Below are 17902 nucleotides of genomic sequence, written 5' to 3'. Positions count from 1 at the left end.
GCACGACCACCTTCATCAAAATGAAAAAGAGGCTATTTTTCATATTAGCCTCTTTAAATATCTTATATTATATCAGATTTTATACTTCTTATCAGTTTATTTCACTGCATCGTAATATGCTTTGATTACTTCTTCAATTTCATCAACATGTACTTCTTGGCTTTCCGTATTATCACGGCGTTTCACTTCTACTATACCTTCAGAAGCTTTTTTACCAACCATAATACGAACAGGTAATCCAATTAAATCAGCGTCGTTAAATTTAACGCCAGCACGTTCTTTACGGTCGTCATATAAAACATCAAATTTCTCTCTTAATTGTTCATATATTTGATCTGAAAGTTCTTTTTGTGCTTCCTGTTTAGGATTAATTGCGATTAAATGTAAATCATATGGTGAAATTGCTTTTGGCCATATAATACCATTATCATCATGGTGTTGTTCTATAACTGCTGATAAAGTTCTAGAAATACCTACTCCGTAGCAACCCATAATTAATGGTTGTGCTCTTCCTTGCTCGTTAAGGAATGTAGCATTCATGCTTTCTGAATATTTTGTACCAAGTTTAAACACTTGTCCAACCTCTATACCTTCAGCGAATTTTGCATTCCCTAAGTTATTAGGCAAAGCTTCACCTTCAAGTATAAATCTAAAGTCACCATATGCTTCAACTTTAAAGTCTCTATCAACGTTAGCATTTAAATAATGATAGCCATCTTCGTTAGCACCTACTGCAAGGTTATTAATATCTTGTATAAATTGGTCAGCATAAATTTTTATTTTATCAACATTAACTGGGCCTAAGCTACCTGGTTTTGCTCCCATAATATTTTCTATTTCTGTTTCAGTTGCTAACTCAATATTTTCAGTTTTAAAGAATGATTTCAACTTAACATCATTTAATTCATGATGACCTCTAATTAATATCATGACATACTCGTCATCAACTTTAATAATCATAGATTTAATGATTCTATCTAACGTTACATTTAAGAAGTCTGCTAACGCCTGTGCAGTTTTTACATCAGGTGTTTCTACTTTTTCTAATTCTTTAATTTCTGTATGTTCAGGGTTTGGTGTATACACGACTTCAGCTTTTTCAATATTTGCTGCAAAATCAGTTGAATCACTATAAACGATTGTATCTTCACCAATTTCAGCTAACGCCATAAATTCGTGTGTATGATCGCCACCAATTGCACCGGAATCTGCTAATACAGGTCTGAATTTCAGCCCAACTCTAGTAAATATATTATGATACGCATTATACATATCGTTATATGTTTCATCTAATGACTCTTCATCAGAATGGAAAGAATACGCATCCTTCATGATAAACTCTCTTCCACGTAATAAACCGAAACGTGGGCGTTTTTCATCTCTAAATTTAGATTGAATTTGGAATAATGTTATTGGTAAACGTTTATATGATTTCAATTCATCACGTACTAATGATGTAATAATTTCCTCATGTGTTGGTCCAAGAGCAAAGTCACGATTATTTCGGTCTTTTAATCTCATTAATTCTGAACCGTAAGCTTCCCATCTACCTGATTCTTCCCATAATTCTGAAGGTTGAAGTACAGGCATTAGAACTTCCACGCCATCAATTCTTTCCATTTCTTCTCGAACAATTCGTTCAATTTTATTTAATACACGTTTAGCAGTAGGTAAATAACTATATATACCTCTAGCATTTTGTTTAATCATACCAGATTTAAGTAGAAATTTATGACTGATTGATTCAGCTTCAGCTGGTTCTTCTCTCAGTGTAGGTATAAATACTTTTGATTGTTTCATTTTTTTCCTCCTGTTCGTTACATGAAGTACCGTTGAATGTCATTCCACGTAACCATAATCATCACGAATATTAAAAATACAGCCCCAATAGATAACATTACCATTTCGGCCTTCTTGTTAATCGGCTTTCTAAATATCATTTCATATATAACAAATAGCAATCTACCACCATCCAAAGCTGGTATTGGTAGTAAATTCATTATACCTAAGTTAACACTTAGTAAAGCTGTAAAGCCCATTAATGTAACAAATCCTTGTTTAACAACTGTATCGACATTACTGTATATTCCGACTGGGCCATTCAACATGTCAAACGAGAAGTCACCTGTAAATATACTGCCTATCAAATTAGTTACTGCTAAAAAAATAACTTTACCTGCTACTACAGTTTTTTCAATACCTGCTAATAGTGGCCCAAATACAGTATGTTCAGTAGGTTGGGCTACACCAATCATATATTTTGTTTCGTACTCATCTTTCGCTACTTCTAATTTTTGTTTTTCAGCTGCAACTTTAAAAGATTTTTCCTGACCATCACGATCTACTTTTATTTCAACTGGTTTTTCTTTCTTTTCTTTAAATATTGGTTGAATATCGGTAAACTTATCTATTTTCTTACCATCAACTGTCTTTATTTCATCGCCCTTTTTAATACCTGCTGTTTGTGCAGGACCACCTTTTTCTAAATCACCAAACACAGGGTCATTTGTAGGTACGCCATTCCAATAAGCTAAACCTATAAAAATAACTAGAGCTAAAATAAAGTTGAATAATGGCCCTGCAAACAATGTTAAAAATCTTTGGTAAGGCTTTTTACTCATTAATTGTCTATCTTTAGGTGCTATTTGAATTAAATCACCATTTTGAACAAAATATGCTTCTCTCGCAATTTTAAAATGATGTCTTTCTTCATCACTTGCAGTTATACCTTCAATATAAATATCCTTTTCAAAATCGCTATCTTTAATTTCTATATGCTCAATTTGTTGGAATTTATGTTGGTCGTCCATAATAACATGAGTAATTTCATTTTGATCATTCAATTTAATTGCGATGTGCATACCAGGTGTTAGTGGATTTTGTTCTAAGCCATCACCGGCCATTCTGACATAACCACCAACAGGTAATAGTCTAATCGTATACAACGTCTCATTTTTCTTATAAGAATATATTTTCGGGCCCATGCCTATAGCAAATTCAGGGCACATAATGCCCGCTCGCTTAGCAAAAAACATATGGCCATATTCATGTACTGTAACTAAGAGACCAAATACAAATATAAATGCTAATATTGTATAAATCACGCTTACACCCCGTAATCCTTAGATTTATATGCTGCATCAATTTTTAAAATAGTATCTAAATCTGGAGATGCTATTACTTGATGCTCTTTCATTTCTTTCTCTATCATTCGTTCTATATCTAAAAATGATATTTCCTTATTCAAAAACTTCCCTACTGCTACTTCATTCACAGCGTTTAACACTACTGGCATCGTACCACCTATACTAAGTGCTTTATAAGCCAATTTAATACATTTAAATCTATTAAAATCCATCTCTTTGAAATTTAGTTGACCTATTTGTGCTAAATTAAGCCTCTCTGCATCTCTAGGTGCTCTATCTGGATATGTAAAAGCATATTGGATAGGCGTTCTCATATCAGGGGTACCAAGCTGTGCTATAATGCTAGAATCATTAAATTCAACCATAGAATGTATAATACTCTCTTTATGGAGTATCGTTTCTATTTGATCGATATTTAAATCAAATAACCATTTAGCCTCAATGACTTCCAGACCTTTATTCATCATAGTTGCTGAATCAATTGTGATTTTTTGACCCATAGACCAATTAGGATGATTTAAAGCATCTTCTAACGTAACATCTTTCAACTCATCTCGAGTTAAATCTCTAAACGAACCACCACTTGCTGTAATGATAAGCTTATTAATATTTTGATTATTTTCACCGTGTAAACATTGGAATATAGCAGAATGCTCAGAATCGACAGGCAATATTTTAACGTTTTTTTCTTTCGCTTTGTTCATAACAAGTTCGCCAGCCACTACTAAAGTTTCTTTATTAGCTAAAGCAATATCAATTCCAGCTTCAATAGCAGCCATTGTCGGCTTTAAACCTATACTACCTAGAATTGAATTCAATAACAAATCTGTTTTGTGATATGTTGAAACTGCTAATAACCCTTTATCACCGTAAACTATTTCTACATCTAAATGGCTAAGTTTTTCTATATCTTCTTCATATTGTACAGATACGATATCAGGTTTGAACTCGTTTATAATATTCTGTGCGTACGCGATATTTTTTCCAACAGAAAATGCAACTAAATTAAAATCAGTTGCATGCTCTCTTATAACATCTAACGCTTGTTGACCAATCGAGCCACTTGCTCCTAAAATAGCAATGTTTTTCACTTGATTCACCTCATCTTACATTTGAAATAGGAATAAGTTCAATAAAGGTAAGACAAAGATAAAGCTATCAAACCTATCAAGTATACCACCATGTCCTGGCATAACATTCCCTGAGTCTTTCACACCAAAATGACGCTTCAACCCTGATTCCACTAAATCGCCTAATTGTCCAAACATGCTTAATAACATCGTTAATGGAATAAGTAACCATAATGATACATGCATATCAAAAGATTGTCCAAAAATAACAGCAACAATTAAGCTAGAAATAATACCGCCAATAAAACCTTCAATAGTCTTATTTGGACTTATAAGAGGCCATAATTTATGTTTACCAAACAATCGACCAAATATATATGCACCTGTATCTGTTAACCATACGACTAATAATGCGAACAGTATGAAGTGTAAACCATGCTCTCTAGTTTCGTAAAAATACATAAAACCAATACCTATATAAACAACTGAGAGCGTACAAAAAGCGGCGTCCATAAAATTAAACCTGTTCTTAGACATAACAGTGTAGCTTAACATCAAGAAGCTCATAATAATCAACAATTGTAGTTGAAATTCTATATTATGTTGTATAAGCTCTTGCGGTAATAAAATAATACATAATGAAGCAACCGACAAAAAGCCCGGTATTGAAATAATCGTTAAATTATTCATATTTAGTATTTCTTTGAGCGCAATTAACGCAAGTAAATAAGCGAGTATTATGACAGGTACTCCCCCATAAATTACAACTGGGAGAAATACAGCCAACGCAACGATTGCGGATATTGTTCTTGTTTTCATTTTTTTCTCCTTTACAGCCCACCAAACCTACGTTGTCTTGACTGATAAATTTTTAAACAATCTATAAGAGATTGTTCATCGAAATCTGGCCATAGTGTTTTAGTAAATACAAATTCACTATATGATGATTGCCATATTAAGAAATTACTCAATCTTTCCTCTCCAGATGTACGTATTAATAATTCTGGATCAGGAATGTCTGAAGTAAATAAATTATCCTCTATATTTTTTTCTGTTAAATCATCTATAGACATACGACCCGCATCGATTTCTTGATATAGTTTTTTAACTGCATTTAAAATTTCTGCTCTTCCACCGTAATTTAAAGCAAAAATTAAATTTAATCCTGTATTATCTTTTGTTTTATTAATTGCCTCATTTATTGCTTTTTTAGTATGATTCGGCAATTGATCTGAAAAACCTATAGTCGATACTTTTACATTTTTTTCGATTAGTTCTGGTAAAAATGTTTTTAAGAAATCTACTGGCAATTTCATAATATAATTGACTTCGTCTTCGGGTCTACTCCAATTTTCAGTTGAAAAAGCATATAACGTTAAGTATTTCACACCTAAATCATTAGCTTTTCTCGTGATTTTTTTAACAGTTTGCATCCCTTCATAATGGCCTTTTATTCGGGGCATTTTTTTATTTTTAGCCCATCGTCCATTTCCATCCATTATGATTGCTATATGTTCTGGAATAGTTAAAATATTATCATTATTTATTTGTTGTTTTTGCTTTATAAACTTTTTTATCATAGCGTCCTCCATCAAACAAACGCGAATTTATATGTATTTGAATTAAACATATCGTAATACATTTTATCACAAAAAGAAGCATTCTGTGTATATAAAGAAAAAAACTGTACCAAAGTCTGATTTGGTACAGCCCATATCTTTAGATTTCTAGAATATCTTTTTCTTTTTCAGTAGTTAAGTCATCTATTTGCTTAATGAAGTCGTCTGTTACTTCTTGAACTTTGTCAGTTTGAGTTCTTAAGTCATCTTCTGAAATGTCGCCATTTTTTTCTTGTTTTTTCAAGTCTTCGTTTGAATCACGTCTTACATTACGGATTGCAACTTTAGCGTTTTCAGCTTCTTTTTTAGCTTCTTTAACTAATTCTTTTCTTCTTTCTTCAGTTAATGCAGGAACAGTGATTCTAATTACTGTACCATCACTTGTTGGGTTTACCCCAAGATTTGCTGCATTAATTGCTTTCAATACATCTTCAACAGAAGATTTATCATATGGTTGAACAACTAACAAACGAGCTTCTGGTACAGATATACCAGCTAATTGTTGAATTGGTGTTGGTACACCATAATACTCAACATTCACTCTGTCTAAAAGATTCGCATTTGCATGACCAGTTCTAATCCCAGCTAAATCTCTACTAAAGCTTTCTATTGTTTTATTCATTTTTGACTTTGTTTCTTTAATAACATCTGCCATGGAATTTACACCTCGTGTTTATTTTGTAATAATCGTACCGATTTCTTCACCTTGAACGGCACGTTTAATATTTCCTTCTTCCATTATCGAGAATACAACAAGTGGGATGTCGTTGTCCATACAAAACGATGATGCAGTTGAATCCATCACTTGTAATCCTTCTTGTAACATTTGAATATATGTCAATCTTTCGTATTTTTCTGCATTAGGATCTTTTTTAGGGTCAGCAGAATAAACACCATCTACATTATTTTTACCCATTAAGATAACATCAGCTTCAACTTCAGCAGCTCTTAATGCTGCAGTTGTATCAGTTGAGAAATACGGATTGCCGATACCTGCTGCAAATATAACGACTCTCTTTTTTTCTAAATGACGGATTGCACGTCTTCTAATATAAGGCTCTGCAACTTGTTTCATTTCTATTGATGTTAATACTCTTGTATCACAGTCCAATTGTTCTAAACTGTCTTGTAAAGCTAGAGCATTCATTACTGTCGCCAACATACCCATATAATCAGCTGTACCGCGATCCATTCCTAAATCGCTACCTGTTTTTCCTCTCCAAATGTTTCCGCCACCAACAATAACTGCAACTTCGCAGTCCATTTGAGCTACTTCTGAAACTTGTTGAGCAATACTTTTTATTACAACTGGGTTAATACCAAAACCTGAATCTCCGGCTAAGGCTTCTCCACTTAATTTAAGAACGACGCGTTTATATTTAGAATTTTTTGTCATCTCGATCCCTCTCTATGCTTATAATTAGGTCTTAATATAACGAAAGAAGACACAAGACGTGTCTTCTTTCAAAAGGTAACCTTAGTTACCTCCCATTTGTCCTTTTACTTCATCAGCAAAGTTATCAGAACGTTTTTCGATACCTTCCCCAACTTCGTAACGAACGAAATCTACAAGCACGCCGCCATCTGTTTTCAAGAATTCAGCAACAGTTTGATCTGGGTTTTTAACAAATGCTTGGTCTACAGCACAGATTTCTTCTAAATATTTACGCATTCTACCTTCTACCATTTTTTCAACGATATTTTCAGGTTTGCCTTCGTTTAATGCTTGTTGTTTAAGAATTTCTTTTTCGTGCTCTAATTCTTCTTCAGAAACTTGGTCACGAGAAACAAATTTAGGGTTTAAAGCTGCGATGTGCATAGCAACGTCTTTAGCAGCTTCAGCATTAGTAGAACCTTCAACAAGAGTTAACACACCGATACGTCCACCCATGTGTAGGTATTCGCCGAATGCATCGTTATCTGTTTTAGTTTTTATAGTGAATCTACGTAAAGTTAATTTTTCACCAATAGTTGAAATAGCTTCATTCATTTTTTCTTCTACAGTTTGTCCATTAGCTAATTTAGAAGCGTTTAATTCATCAACATCAGCTGGTTTAACTTCAAGAATATGATCAGCCATTTCTTTTACTAAGTTTTGGAAACCTTCGTTACGAGCAACAAAGTCAGTTTCAGAGTTTAATTCAAGGATTACAGCTTCGTTACCTTTAGAAGCAACATATGTTGTACCTTCTGCTGCTACACGGTCAGCTTTTTTAGCTGCTTTAGCAATTCCTTTTTCACGTAAAAAGTCTACCGCTTTATCGATGTCACCATCTGTTTCTGTTAAAGCTTTTTTACAGTCCATCATACCTGCGCCAGTTTTTTCACGTAATTCTTTGACAAGTTTAGCTGATATAGCCATATTAAATTCCTCCATTTATATAAATAATCAATTATAAAAAATTTAGTAATTCTTTCTAAAAAAAGGTGATAAGTTATAGAACCTTATCACCTTTTTGAAATTATGCTTCAGTAGTTTCAGTTGATTCTTCTTTAGGTGCTTGTTCAGTTTCGTTTAAGTCGATGTTTTGCTCTTCAGCAACATCTTCATTTGAAACGCCTTGTTGACCTTCAATAATAGCATCTGCCATTTTACCAGTTAACAATTTAACAGCACGGATAGCATCATCGTTCGCAGGGATAACATAGTCGATTTCATCTGGATCACAGTTTGTATCAACAATACCAACGATTGGAATGTTTAATTTGTGTGCTTCAGCAATTGCGTTACGCTCTTTACGAGGGTCAACTACGAATAATGCTTGAGGCATTGATTTCATATCACGAATACCGCCTAAGAATTTGATTAAACGGTCGTATTCTTTTTTAATTTCTACAACTTCTTTTTTAGGTAGTACATCAAATGTACCGTCTTCTTCCATTTTTTCAATTTCAGAAATACGTTTTACACGTTTAGAAATTGTTTTATAGTTAGTTAAGATACCACCTAACCATCTTTGGTTAACGTAGTAGTGACCAGCACGTTCAGCTTCTTCTTTAACTGACTCTTGTGCTTGTTTTTTAGTACCTACGAATAATACTTTACCGCCTTCTTCTGAAACAGATTTAATAAAGTTGTATGCTTCATCAACTTTTTTAACTGTTTTTTGTAGGTCGATAATGTAGATACCGTTTCTTTCAGTAAAGATATACTTTTTCATTTTTGGGTTCCAACGGCGTGTTTGGTGACCGAAGTGAACTCCTGCTTCTAGCAATTGTTTCATTGAGATAACTGCCATAATAAATTCCTCCTAATTGGTTTTATTCCGCCATAATCACATATTATAGTAACAACAATCAAAATGTTGCACCAAACTATAATTTACGTGAATATGTGTGAATTTGGCTTTTTCAGCCGTTGTTAAATATATCATATTTAGCTTAACTCATCAAGTATTTTTATTTAGTTATTCCTAACTCATCTAAGAAACGTTCTTTTTTAATTCTTATGAACGTACCCTTCATACCTAACGAGCGTGATTCAATAACGCCAGCACTTTCAAGTTTTCTTAAAGCATTTACAATAACTGATCTAGTTATACCAACACGGTCAGCTACTTTAGATGCAACTAGTAATCCTTCTGGAGCACCTAATTCTTCAAAGATATGTTCAATTGCTTCTCTTTCAGAATAAGATAAAGAGTTGATTGCCATATTAATAGCAGCTTTATCTCGAGCTTCTTGTTCAATTTCGTTATGCTTTTCTCTTAATATTTCCATACCGATAACAGTCGCTGCATATTCACCTAAAACTAAATCGTTATCGTTAAAGTCTTGAGTAACACGTCCAACAACCAATGTACCTAAGCGTTCACCGCCACCTAAAATTGGGAAAATAGTTGTTTGGCTATCTTCAAATAATTCTTTGTTTTCTGGTGGGAAAACAGTTAACACATCATCAATTCCAATGTTTTCTTTTGTTTGGCTTACGTGCATTAATTGGTCAGTGTATTCTTTTGGTATATGTCTATCTTCTAACATTTGTATAATTCTATCATTGCTTAATAATTCATTTAAACTTGAACCTAAAATTTTACCTCTTCTTGAAACGATAAAAACATTTGTTACTGTTACATCACTTATTGTTTTAGCCATGTCTTTAAAATCTACAGCTATCCCTTTATGTTTTTGTAGTAATGTATTTAATTCTCTTGTCTTTGATAATAAACTCATTTAATTTTTGCTCCTTTTTTTATAATATAAATGCACTTAAATCTTTATTCGTTGCGATTGATTCTAATTTTTGATTTACATATTCAGGTGTAATATCTACTACTGCATTTGGCATATTAGAAGCTTCAAAAGATAAGTCTTCTAACATTTTTTCTAATATCGTGTGTAATCTTCGAGCACCAATATTATCTGTTTCTTGATTAACTTGGAATGCAATCTCAGCTAATCTGTTAATTGCATCATCTGTAAAGTTTATAGTAACCATTTCAGTTTCAAGTAATGCTTTATATTGTTCAAGAAGAGATTGTTTTGGTTCTTTTAATATTTTCACAAAATCTTCTGTAGTTAAACTTTCTAACTCAACACGAATTGGGAATCTCCCTTGTAATTCTGGGATTAAATCGCTTGGTTTCGACATGTGGAAGGCACCTGCGCCAATAAATAAAATATGTTCAGTATTCACAGAACCATATTTAGTTTGGATTACACTACCTTCAACAATTGGTAAAATATCTCTTTGTACACCTTGTCGTGAAACATCTTGTCCACCACTGTTGTTACTTACAGCAATTTTATCAATTTCATCTATAAAGACCATGCCCATTTGTTCAGTAAGCTGAATTGCTTCTTCGTTCACTGATTCTTGATCGATTAATTCATTCGCAATTTCGTCGATTAAGATTTTTCTAGCAGATTTAACAGGCAAGTTTCTTTCTATTTTTTTCTTCGGCATCATTTGAGAAAGCATGTCTTGCATTTGCGGATTATTTTCCATACCCATCATGCCTAATGATTGTTGTTCTTGTTCTACTTTAATTTTTACTATTTCCTCTTCTAATTCTCCATTAAGAAGTTGTTTCTTTATATCTTCACGTTTTGTTTTGATTTCTTCTGTTGGTGCTTCTTCCTCTTCTTGTTGTTGATTAAAGTTTGGAAATTGACCGCCGAATAAAGATTCTAATGGATTACCTGTATTAGTTTGAGCTTTTTTCTTCATGCTCGGAACGAGTAGTTTCACTAAACGTTCATTCGCTTTTTTCTTTGCATCCTCTAATACGCCTTTTTTCTTTTCTTCTTTAACGATACGTCGACCAACTTCAACTAAATCACGTATCATACTTTCCACATCACGTCCGACATATCCGACTTCTGTGAATTTTGTTGCTTCAACTTTTACAAATGGTGCACCTACAAGTCTAGCCATTCTTCTAGCAATTTCTGTTTTACCAACACCTGTTGGTCCAATCATCAATATATTTTTAGGGATGATTTCATTTCTTAACTGTTCTTCTAATAAACTTCTTCTATATCTGTTTCTTAATGCAATTGCAACTTTTCGTTTTGCATCTTGTTGACCAATGATGTGATCATTTAAACGATCAACAATATCATGTGGTGTCATTTTTAATTGATTTTGTGACAACCTGGAACCCTCCATTTAAATTTCTTCTACTCTGATTTCATGGTTAGTAAATACACAAATATCTGCTGCAGTATTCAATGAAGCTTCAGCAATTTCTCTAGCTGATAAATTAGGGGCATATGATTTCAATGCCCGACCAGCGCTTAGAGCATAGTTCCCACCAGATCCGATGGCGATTATGCCATCATCAGGTTCTATCACTTCGCCAGTACCACTTACTACAAGTAGATCCGTTTCATTCATAACGATTAACATTGCCTCTAACTGACGCAACATTTTGTCGCCTCTCCACTCTTGGGCAAGCTCTACAGCAGCTCTCGTTAAATTACCACTATATTCTTGTAACTTAACTTCAAATTTTTCAAATAATGTAAACGCATCGGCAACACTACCAGCAAAACCAGCAACAACTTTATCATGATAAAGTCTACGCACTTTTCTAGCAGTTTGTTTCATGATAACTTGTTCGCCTAATGTCACTTGTCCATCTCCTGCCATTGCAGAATGTCCATTGTGTCTAATTGCAAATATTGTTGTAGCATGTAATGTTGAACTCATTTTAATTCTCCTTTATGCACGGGGATGTGCAGATAAATATACTTTTCTTAATTGATCTTTTGTAACATGTGTATATTGACTCGTTGTAGACAAACTTTCATGACCTAATAAACTTTGAACCGTTCTCATATCTGCACCTTGATTTAATAAATGTGTCGCGAATGTATGGCGCAATTTATGGGGGTGGATATGATAGACGCCTTGAGTACGTTTAACAATTTCATTCAAAGCATATCTTATGCCACGCTCAGTAATAGCTTGTCCACGCATATTAACAATTAAATAATCATGGTCTATTTTTAACTGACTTCTAAAATTATCAATATAATCTATTATTGCACTTTGACAATATTCACCAAAAGGAACAACTCTTTCTTTATTACCTTTTCCTAATACTTTCACAAAAGAATAATCCAAATCTATATCATCTAATTGAATATGAACTAATTCTGAAACACGAATTCCTGTTGCATATAATAATTCCAATATGACTTTGTCTCTAATATTTGTTCTTTTTCCATCATTTAATGTTTCAAATAGTTTTTCCATTTCTTCTTCATAGAAGAAACTTGGTAAATGATGTTCTTTTTTAGGATGAACAAGTTGAATAAACGGGTTTTGTATATCACTGTCTACACTCATCCAATATTGGTATAAAGATCTCAGTGTTGAGATTTTACGTGATACACTTGTACGTTTATGCTCTTTATCATACAAAAATGCAAGGTATCTCCTTGCATCCTTATATTCAAATTCTTTTAATGACAAATGTTCCGTCTTCAAGAAATTGTTAAATTCAATTAAATCAAGTTCATAAGCATTCAATGTATGCGTAGAAAAGTGTTTTTCATACATTAACATATTTAAGAATTGTTGTTCTATAGCATGCATTTATACTCACTCCTCAATTTATCTGAATTGTATCACAATTATTATAAATCTTAAAATAATTTACTATAACATTACTTTAAATGAATCTAAGTGTTTCAATGCACGATTTGCTAGCTTTTCATAACGTTCTTTTTTATCTTTTATACGTTTTTCTAATGTAGGTAAGAGACCAAAGTTAGCATTCATCGGTTGGAAGTTTTTATCATTATTTGCATGTGTAATATAGTAAGCCATACTACCGATAATTGTTTCTCTTGGGAATACTATTGGTTCCAAATTCGATACTAATTTACTCGCATTAATACCTGCAATTAAACCACTCGCTGCACTTTCTACGTATCCTTCAACTCCAGTCATTTGACCAGCGAAGAATAAGTCATTACGTGATTTCAATTGGTAAGTTTCTTTTAACGCGTTCGGCGAATTAATGAAAGTATTTCTATGCATAACGCCATAACGGACAATATCAACATTTTCTAATCCAGGAATCAATGAAATCACTTCTTTTTGAGCGCCCCATTTTAAATGTGTTTGAAAACCTACAATATTATATAGCGTGCCTGCTGCATCATCTTGTCGTAATTGAACCACTGCATATGGACGTTTCCCCGTCTTAGGATCTTCTAAACCTACTGGCTTCATTGGCCCAAATAAAAGAGTTTTCTTACCTCTTTCAGCCATGACTTCAAAAGGCATACACCCTTCAAAATAAATTTCTTTCTCAAATTCCTTTAAAGGTACTACTTCTGCTTGAATAAGCGCTTCATAAAATCTATCAAATTCTTCTTCTGTCATTGGACAATTTAAATATGCCGCGTCACCTTTATCATAGCGCGATTTCAAATAAACTTTATCCATATCAATTGAATCTTTCTCAATGATTGGTGCAGCTGCATCGTAGAAATATAATTGTTCTTCCCCAGTAATATTGATAATTTCTTGTGTCAAACTTTGTGTTGTAAGAGGTCCAGTTGCTATAATTGTTGGCCCATCAGGTATTTTTGTAATCTCTTCATTCATTACAGTTATGTTAGGATGATTTCTTAAAGTATCAGTAATATACCCCGCAAAATCATGTCTATCTACAGCCAATGCTCCTCCCGCAGGAACACGTGCATTATCAGCAGCTCTTATAATAAGTGAATCGAGTTGTCTCATTTCTTCCTTTAGAACACCAACAGCATTTGTAAGTTGATTACCTCTCAAAGAATTTGAACAAACTAATTCAGCAAATTTATCAGTATGATGAGCTGGCGTATTTTTGACTGGCCTCATTTCATATAAGTTAACATTTATCCCTTTTTTGGCGATTTGATAAGCCGCTTCCGACCCAGCTAGACCAGCGCCAATAACATTTATTGAAGTCATATTAAATGCCTCCTATTTCCACATTTTTATATTCCATATTGAATTGTATAACAAATCTGAATTTAATCAAATAATAAACTAAAGCAAATTTTTAAAAATTAGTGACAATTTACTGTTTTTACCAATAAACAAAAAAACAAGTGCAAAAAATTATCTATACCGATAACTTTTTGCACTTCACACATTATTTCTGTTCTTGTTCTTTATAATCACAATTTGGACAAATAACTTGTGCAGATTTTCCTTTTTTACGTTCAACTAAAACTGTATCACATTTTGGACATGAACGATCTAATGGTCTATCCCATGATGTATAATCACATTCAGGATATCTTGAGCAACCGAAGAAAATACGATTTTTCTTAGATTTACGCTCTACCACTTCGCCTTCTTTACACTTCGGACATTTAACACCAATCGTTTTAATAATTGCTTTTGTATTTCTACACTCAGGGAAATTAGAACAAGCCATAAACTTCCCGTATCTTCCCATTTTATAAACCATAGGTGAACCGCATAATTCACAATCTTCTCCTGCAGGCTCATCTTTAATTTCTATTTTTTCCATTTCTTCTTCTGCTCTAGCAACATCAATTTTGAAGTTCTCATAGAACATGTCGATAACTTTCTTCCATTCTATTTCGCCTTCAGCGACTTTATCTAATAGTGTTTCCATATTAACTGTAAAGTCTACATCGATAATTTCAGGGAAGTATTCTTTCACTGATTCATGAACAATTTCACCAAGTTCAGTTGGTATAAAACGTTTTTGATCAAGTTTGACGTAATTTCGTTTTTGTATTGTGTCAATCGTTGGAGCATAAGTAGATGGTCTACCAATTTTTAATTCTTCCATTGTTTTTACTAAACGCGCTTCCGTATATCTTGGTGGTGGTTGCGTAAAGTGTTGTTTAGGATCAATTTTCTCAGCAGTAACGATATCTCCTTTTTCTAATGGAGGCAATTTACCATCTTTCTCTTCATCTTGATCATCTTTAGCTTCAACATATACTTTCATGAAACCTTTAAATTTAATCGTTTGACCATTTGCTCTGAATTTTAAATCGCCTTGCGTTATATCTGCAGCTACTGTATCTGCTATTGCAGGAGCCATTTGACTCGCCATAAATCTTTCCCATATCAACTTGTACAATCTATGTTGATCTCTAGATAAAAATGCCTTCATTTGTTCTGGCGTTCTAGCAACACTTGTAGGTCTTACTGCTTCGTGGGCATCTTGTGCACCTTGTTTACCTTTAGTAGCTTTTGCTTTTGATAAATATTCTTTACCATATTCATTTTCAATAAATGTTGCTGCTTCAGCTTGTGCTGTTTCTGATATACGTGTGGAGTCAGTTCTCATATATGTGATTAACCCGACAGTACCTTGCTTTTTAAGATCTATACCTTCATATAATTGTTGAGCAAGCATCATTGTTTTTCTAGCTTTGAAATTCAATTTACGCGAAGCTTCTTGTTGTAATGAAGAAGTTGTAAATGATTTAGCGGGGTGTCTTAATTTTTCTTTTTTCGTTACTTGTGTAACTTCAAATTTGTCCCCATCTAATTGTGTTGTGATTTTTTTAACATCACCTTCATTTTTCAACTTAACTGGTTTGCTTTTCTCATGTAAGAATTTAGCAGAAAACGTTTTTGTTTTATGTTTGAATAAACCTTCTATTGTCCAATACTCTTCAGGTTTAAAATTATTAATTTCATTTTCACGATCAATCACAAGTCGTAATGCTACTGATTGAACACGTCCTGCAGATAAACCTTTTTTCACTTTCTTCCATAAAACTGGTGATATATTATAACCTACTAGTCTATCTAATATTCTACGTGCTTGTTGAGCATCAACTAACTCATGTTCGATTTCTCTTGGATGCTTAAAACTTTCTTTTACAGCATCTTTCGTAATTTCATTAAATACTACTCGTGATTTTTTATTTTCATCTATATCTAATATATGTGCTAAATGCCAAGCAATCGCTTCACCTTCTCGGTCAGGGTCACTCGCAAGATAAACGTTTTTAGCTTTTTTTGCATGACGTTTTAAATCTTTAACGACTGGTCCTTTACCTCGAATAGTTATATATCTAGGTTCATAATAATTATCTACATCTACACCCATTTGACTACGAGGCAAATCTCTAACATGCCCCATAGAAGCGATGACTTTATATTTTTTTCCTAAATATTTTTCAATGGTTTTAGCTTTTGCAGGCGATTCGACAATGACAAGATTTTCTGCCAAAGTAACTCCCCCTTGCTATTCTATTGATTACAAATGTAAATGATAAACTGATAAATTCAGCTTTGTCAATTAAAATATTTTTTCAAACCTTTCAATTTGTTCCATTTTACCTAAAATCTTCAAGTATATCTTCAGGCGTTTGTATAAGTTTAGCACCTTCTTGAATTCGTTTATTTACGCCTTTACTCAAGCTCTGGAATATAGTACCAGGACAACAATAAACATTACGATTTTGATCTAACGCTTGATCAATTGTAATAAGTGATCCACTTCGTTCATTTGCTTCAGTAACTAAAACGCCCTGAGACAAACCGCTTATAATTCTGTTTCTCTCAGGAAAACGCCATTTCTGTAACTTAACATTAGGATAATATTCACTTATTACTAAATGATGCTTTCTCATAAACAAATTTATATAATCTGTAGATTTTGGATAATGGTAATTCAATCCAAAAGCTGCAACACCAATCGTGTGACCACCTTGATCTATCGTTTTTAGATGAGCGAAATAATCCGCGCCCATTGCTAAACCAGATACAATCGTGATATTAGCTTTAACTAAACTTGGTATTAATGTATCACAGATCCGTTCAGTATAGGTAGTTGCTTTACGAGAACCAACAATTGCGAGCATTTTTGAATGATTTAATAAATTCATATCACCTTGCCCAAATAACATTAATGGATAATCGTAAATCTGCTTCAGTAAATTAGGATAACCCGACTGGTTAGAAAAGACAAATTTAATATTCTGAGCTTCGATGTTTTTTACTAGCTCCTCTATATCACTATCTCGATACCTATTATACATTGCAAACATTTTATTATAATTAAAATTCGATTTGGAAATGAAATTTAAGAACTCATCATGATCATCAATAAAATTTAAACTTGTATCATAACTTAACATTTTATGTAAATGCCTAGTCGTAAAACCAGCGTAAGTTAATTTTAAAACTATTTCTTGATTAAAATTCATAATTATTGCTCCTTCTATAGTGTAGAATATGTGAGGTTGGAATAGTGGATTGTGTAGTGGATATTGATTTGAATTTGAGGTTTATTATTGTTTTGATGGGTTTTGCGTGCGTTAACGGGCTTGTTTTTTCACTCTTGCATGTTACATTTTCTAACGAGCTTGTTATATTTGTCTTGCAGGTTAGAGCATTTCTTTCTCTATATTTCATTGGATTTTTTTAAGTTTCAACTGATCTTTATGCGCTAACGGGCTTGTTTTTTCGCTCGTGCACGTTACGTTTTCTAACGAGCTTGTTCTATCCGTCTTGCACATTAGAGCACTTCTTTCAGTCAAGTCCATATTTATGTGTAATATCTTTAGAAGTAATCAACCTTTGGTTTTTTAGAATGTATTAACAAAATAAATCTGTTTGATTTTT

16 protein-coding genes are annotated in these 17902 nt (G+C 33.1%); all 16 read right to left on the bottom strand.

Annotated features, from left to right (window positions below):
* Positions 1–96: 96 nt before the first annotated feature.
* The 16 genes from LQ688_RS10750 to dprA all read right to left on the bottom strand — a co-directional run bounded on the left by LQ688_RS10750 (position 97) and on the right by dprA (position 17484).
* Positions 97–1800 (bottom strand): proline--tRNA ligase, encoded by a 1704-nt coding sequence (locus LQ688_RS10750; protein WP_064211583.1) that lies wholly within the window; start codon positions 1798–1800, stop codon positions 97–99.
* 17 nt (positions 1801–1817) lie between these two features.
* Positions 1818–3104, bottom strand: coding sequence for an RIP metalloprotease RseP (gene rseP / locus LQ688_RS10745; protein WP_239703974.1), 1287 nt, complete (start codon positions 3102–3104; stop codon positions 1818–1820).
* 2 nt (positions 3105–3106) lie between these two features.
* The gene (gene dxr / locus LQ688_RS10740) at positions 3107–4237 is read right to left on the bottom strand and encodes a 1-deoxy-D-xylulose-5-phosphate reductoisomerase (protein ID WP_064211585.1); all 1131 of its coding nucleotides are present in this window, start codon (positions 4235–4237) and stop codon (positions 3107–3109) included.
* Between the two features lie 15 nt (positions 4238–4252).
* Positions 4253–5035, bottom strand: coding sequence for a phosphatidate cytidylyltransferase (locus LQ688_RS10735; RefSeq protein ID WP_064204030.1), 783 nt, complete (start codon positions 5033–5035; stop codon positions 4253–4255).
* Positions 5036–5046: 11 nt separating this feature from the next.
* The gene (locus LQ688_RS10730; RefSeq protein ID WP_016998613.1) at positions 5047–5796 is read right to left on the bottom strand and encodes an isoprenyl transferase; all 750 of its coding nucleotides are present in this window, start codon (positions 5794–5796) and stop codon (positions 5047–5049) included.
* Between the two features lie 139 nt (positions 5797–5935).
* Positions 5936–6490: a ribosome recycling factor gene (frr, locus tag LQ688_RS10725; protein WP_016998612.1), complete on the bottom strand. Its 555-nt coding sequence runs from the start codon at positions 6488–6490 to the stop codon at positions 5936–5938.
* 18 nt (positions 6491–6508) lie between these two features.
* Positions 6509–7231: a UMP kinase gene (gene pyrH / locus LQ688_RS10720; protein ID WP_016998611.1), complete on the bottom strand. Its 723-nt coding sequence runs from the start codon at positions 7229–7231 to the stop codon at positions 6509–6511.
* 81 nt (positions 7232–7312) lie between these two features.
* Positions 7313–8197, bottom strand: coding sequence for a translation elongation factor Ts (tsf, locus tag LQ688_RS10715; protein WP_016998610.1), 885 nt, complete (start codon positions 8195–8197; stop codon positions 7313–7315).
* Between the two features lie 100 nt (positions 8198–8297).
* Positions 8298–9074 carry a 30S ribosomal protein S2 gene (gene rpsB, locus LQ688_RS10710; RefSeq protein ID WP_016998609.1) on the bottom strand — a complete coding sequence of 259 codons (777 nt, stop codon included), beginning with the start codon at positions 9072–9074 and terminating at the stop codon, positions 8298–8300.
* Between the two features lie 160 nt (positions 9075–9234).
* The gene (gene codY, locus LQ688_RS10705) at positions 9235–10008 is read right to left on the bottom strand and encodes a GTP-sensing pleiotropic transcriptional regulator CodY (RefSeq protein ID WP_016998608.1); all 774 of its coding nucleotides are present in this window, start codon (positions 10006–10008) and stop codon (positions 9235–9237) included.
* Between the two features lie 19 nt (positions 10009–10027).
* Entirely contained in the window at positions 10028–11446 is a 1419-nt protein-coding gene (gene hslU, locus LQ688_RS10700; RefSeq protein WP_050988886.1) for an ATP-dependent protease ATPase subunit HslU, read from the bottom strand.
* Positions 11447–11989: an ATP-dependent protease subunit HslV gene (hslV, locus tag LQ688_RS10695; protein WP_016998606.1), complete on the bottom strand. Its 543-nt coding sequence runs from the start codon at positions 11987–11989 to the stop codon at positions 11447–11449. It lies immediately after the preceding gene.
* 12 nt (positions 11990–12001) lie between these two features.
* Positions 12002–12880, bottom strand: a complete 879-nt coding sequence (xerC, locus tag LQ688_RS10690) for a tyrosine recombinase XerC (protein ID WP_016998605.1) — start codon at positions 12878–12880, stop codon at positions 12002–12004.
* A 63-nt stretch (positions 12881–12943) separates the two neighbouring features.
* Positions 12944–14248: an FADH(2)-oxidizing methylenetetrahydrofolate--tRNA-(uracil(54)-C(5))-methyltransferase TrmFO gene (gene trmFO, locus LQ688_RS10685; RefSeq protein ID WP_214269831.1), complete on the bottom strand. Its 1305-nt coding sequence runs from the start codon at positions 14246–14248 to the stop codon at positions 12944–12946.
* 184 nt (positions 14249–14432) lie between these two features.
* A complete protein-coding gene (gene topA / locus LQ688_RS10680) occupies positions 14433–16505 on the bottom strand; it encodes a type I DNA topoisomerase (protein WP_016998603.1) in 2073 nt (690 codons plus the stop codon).
* A gap of 106 nt (positions 16506–16611) precedes the next feature.
* The gene (gene dprA / locus LQ688_RS10675; RefSeq protein WP_239724860.1) at positions 16612–17484 is read right to left on the bottom strand and encodes a DNA-processing protein DprA; all 873 of its coding nucleotides are present in this window, start codon (positions 17482–17484) and stop codon (positions 16612–16614) included.
* Positions 17485–17902 lie beyond the last annotated feature (418 nt).

Source organism: Mammaliicoccus sp. J-M40 (assembly GCF_022386395.1).
Lineage (GTDB): Bacteria > Bacillota > Bacilli > Staphylococcales > Staphylococcaceae > Mammaliicoccus > Mammaliicoccus lentus.
This window is presented reverse-complemented; position numbering and strand designations above follow the sequence as displayed.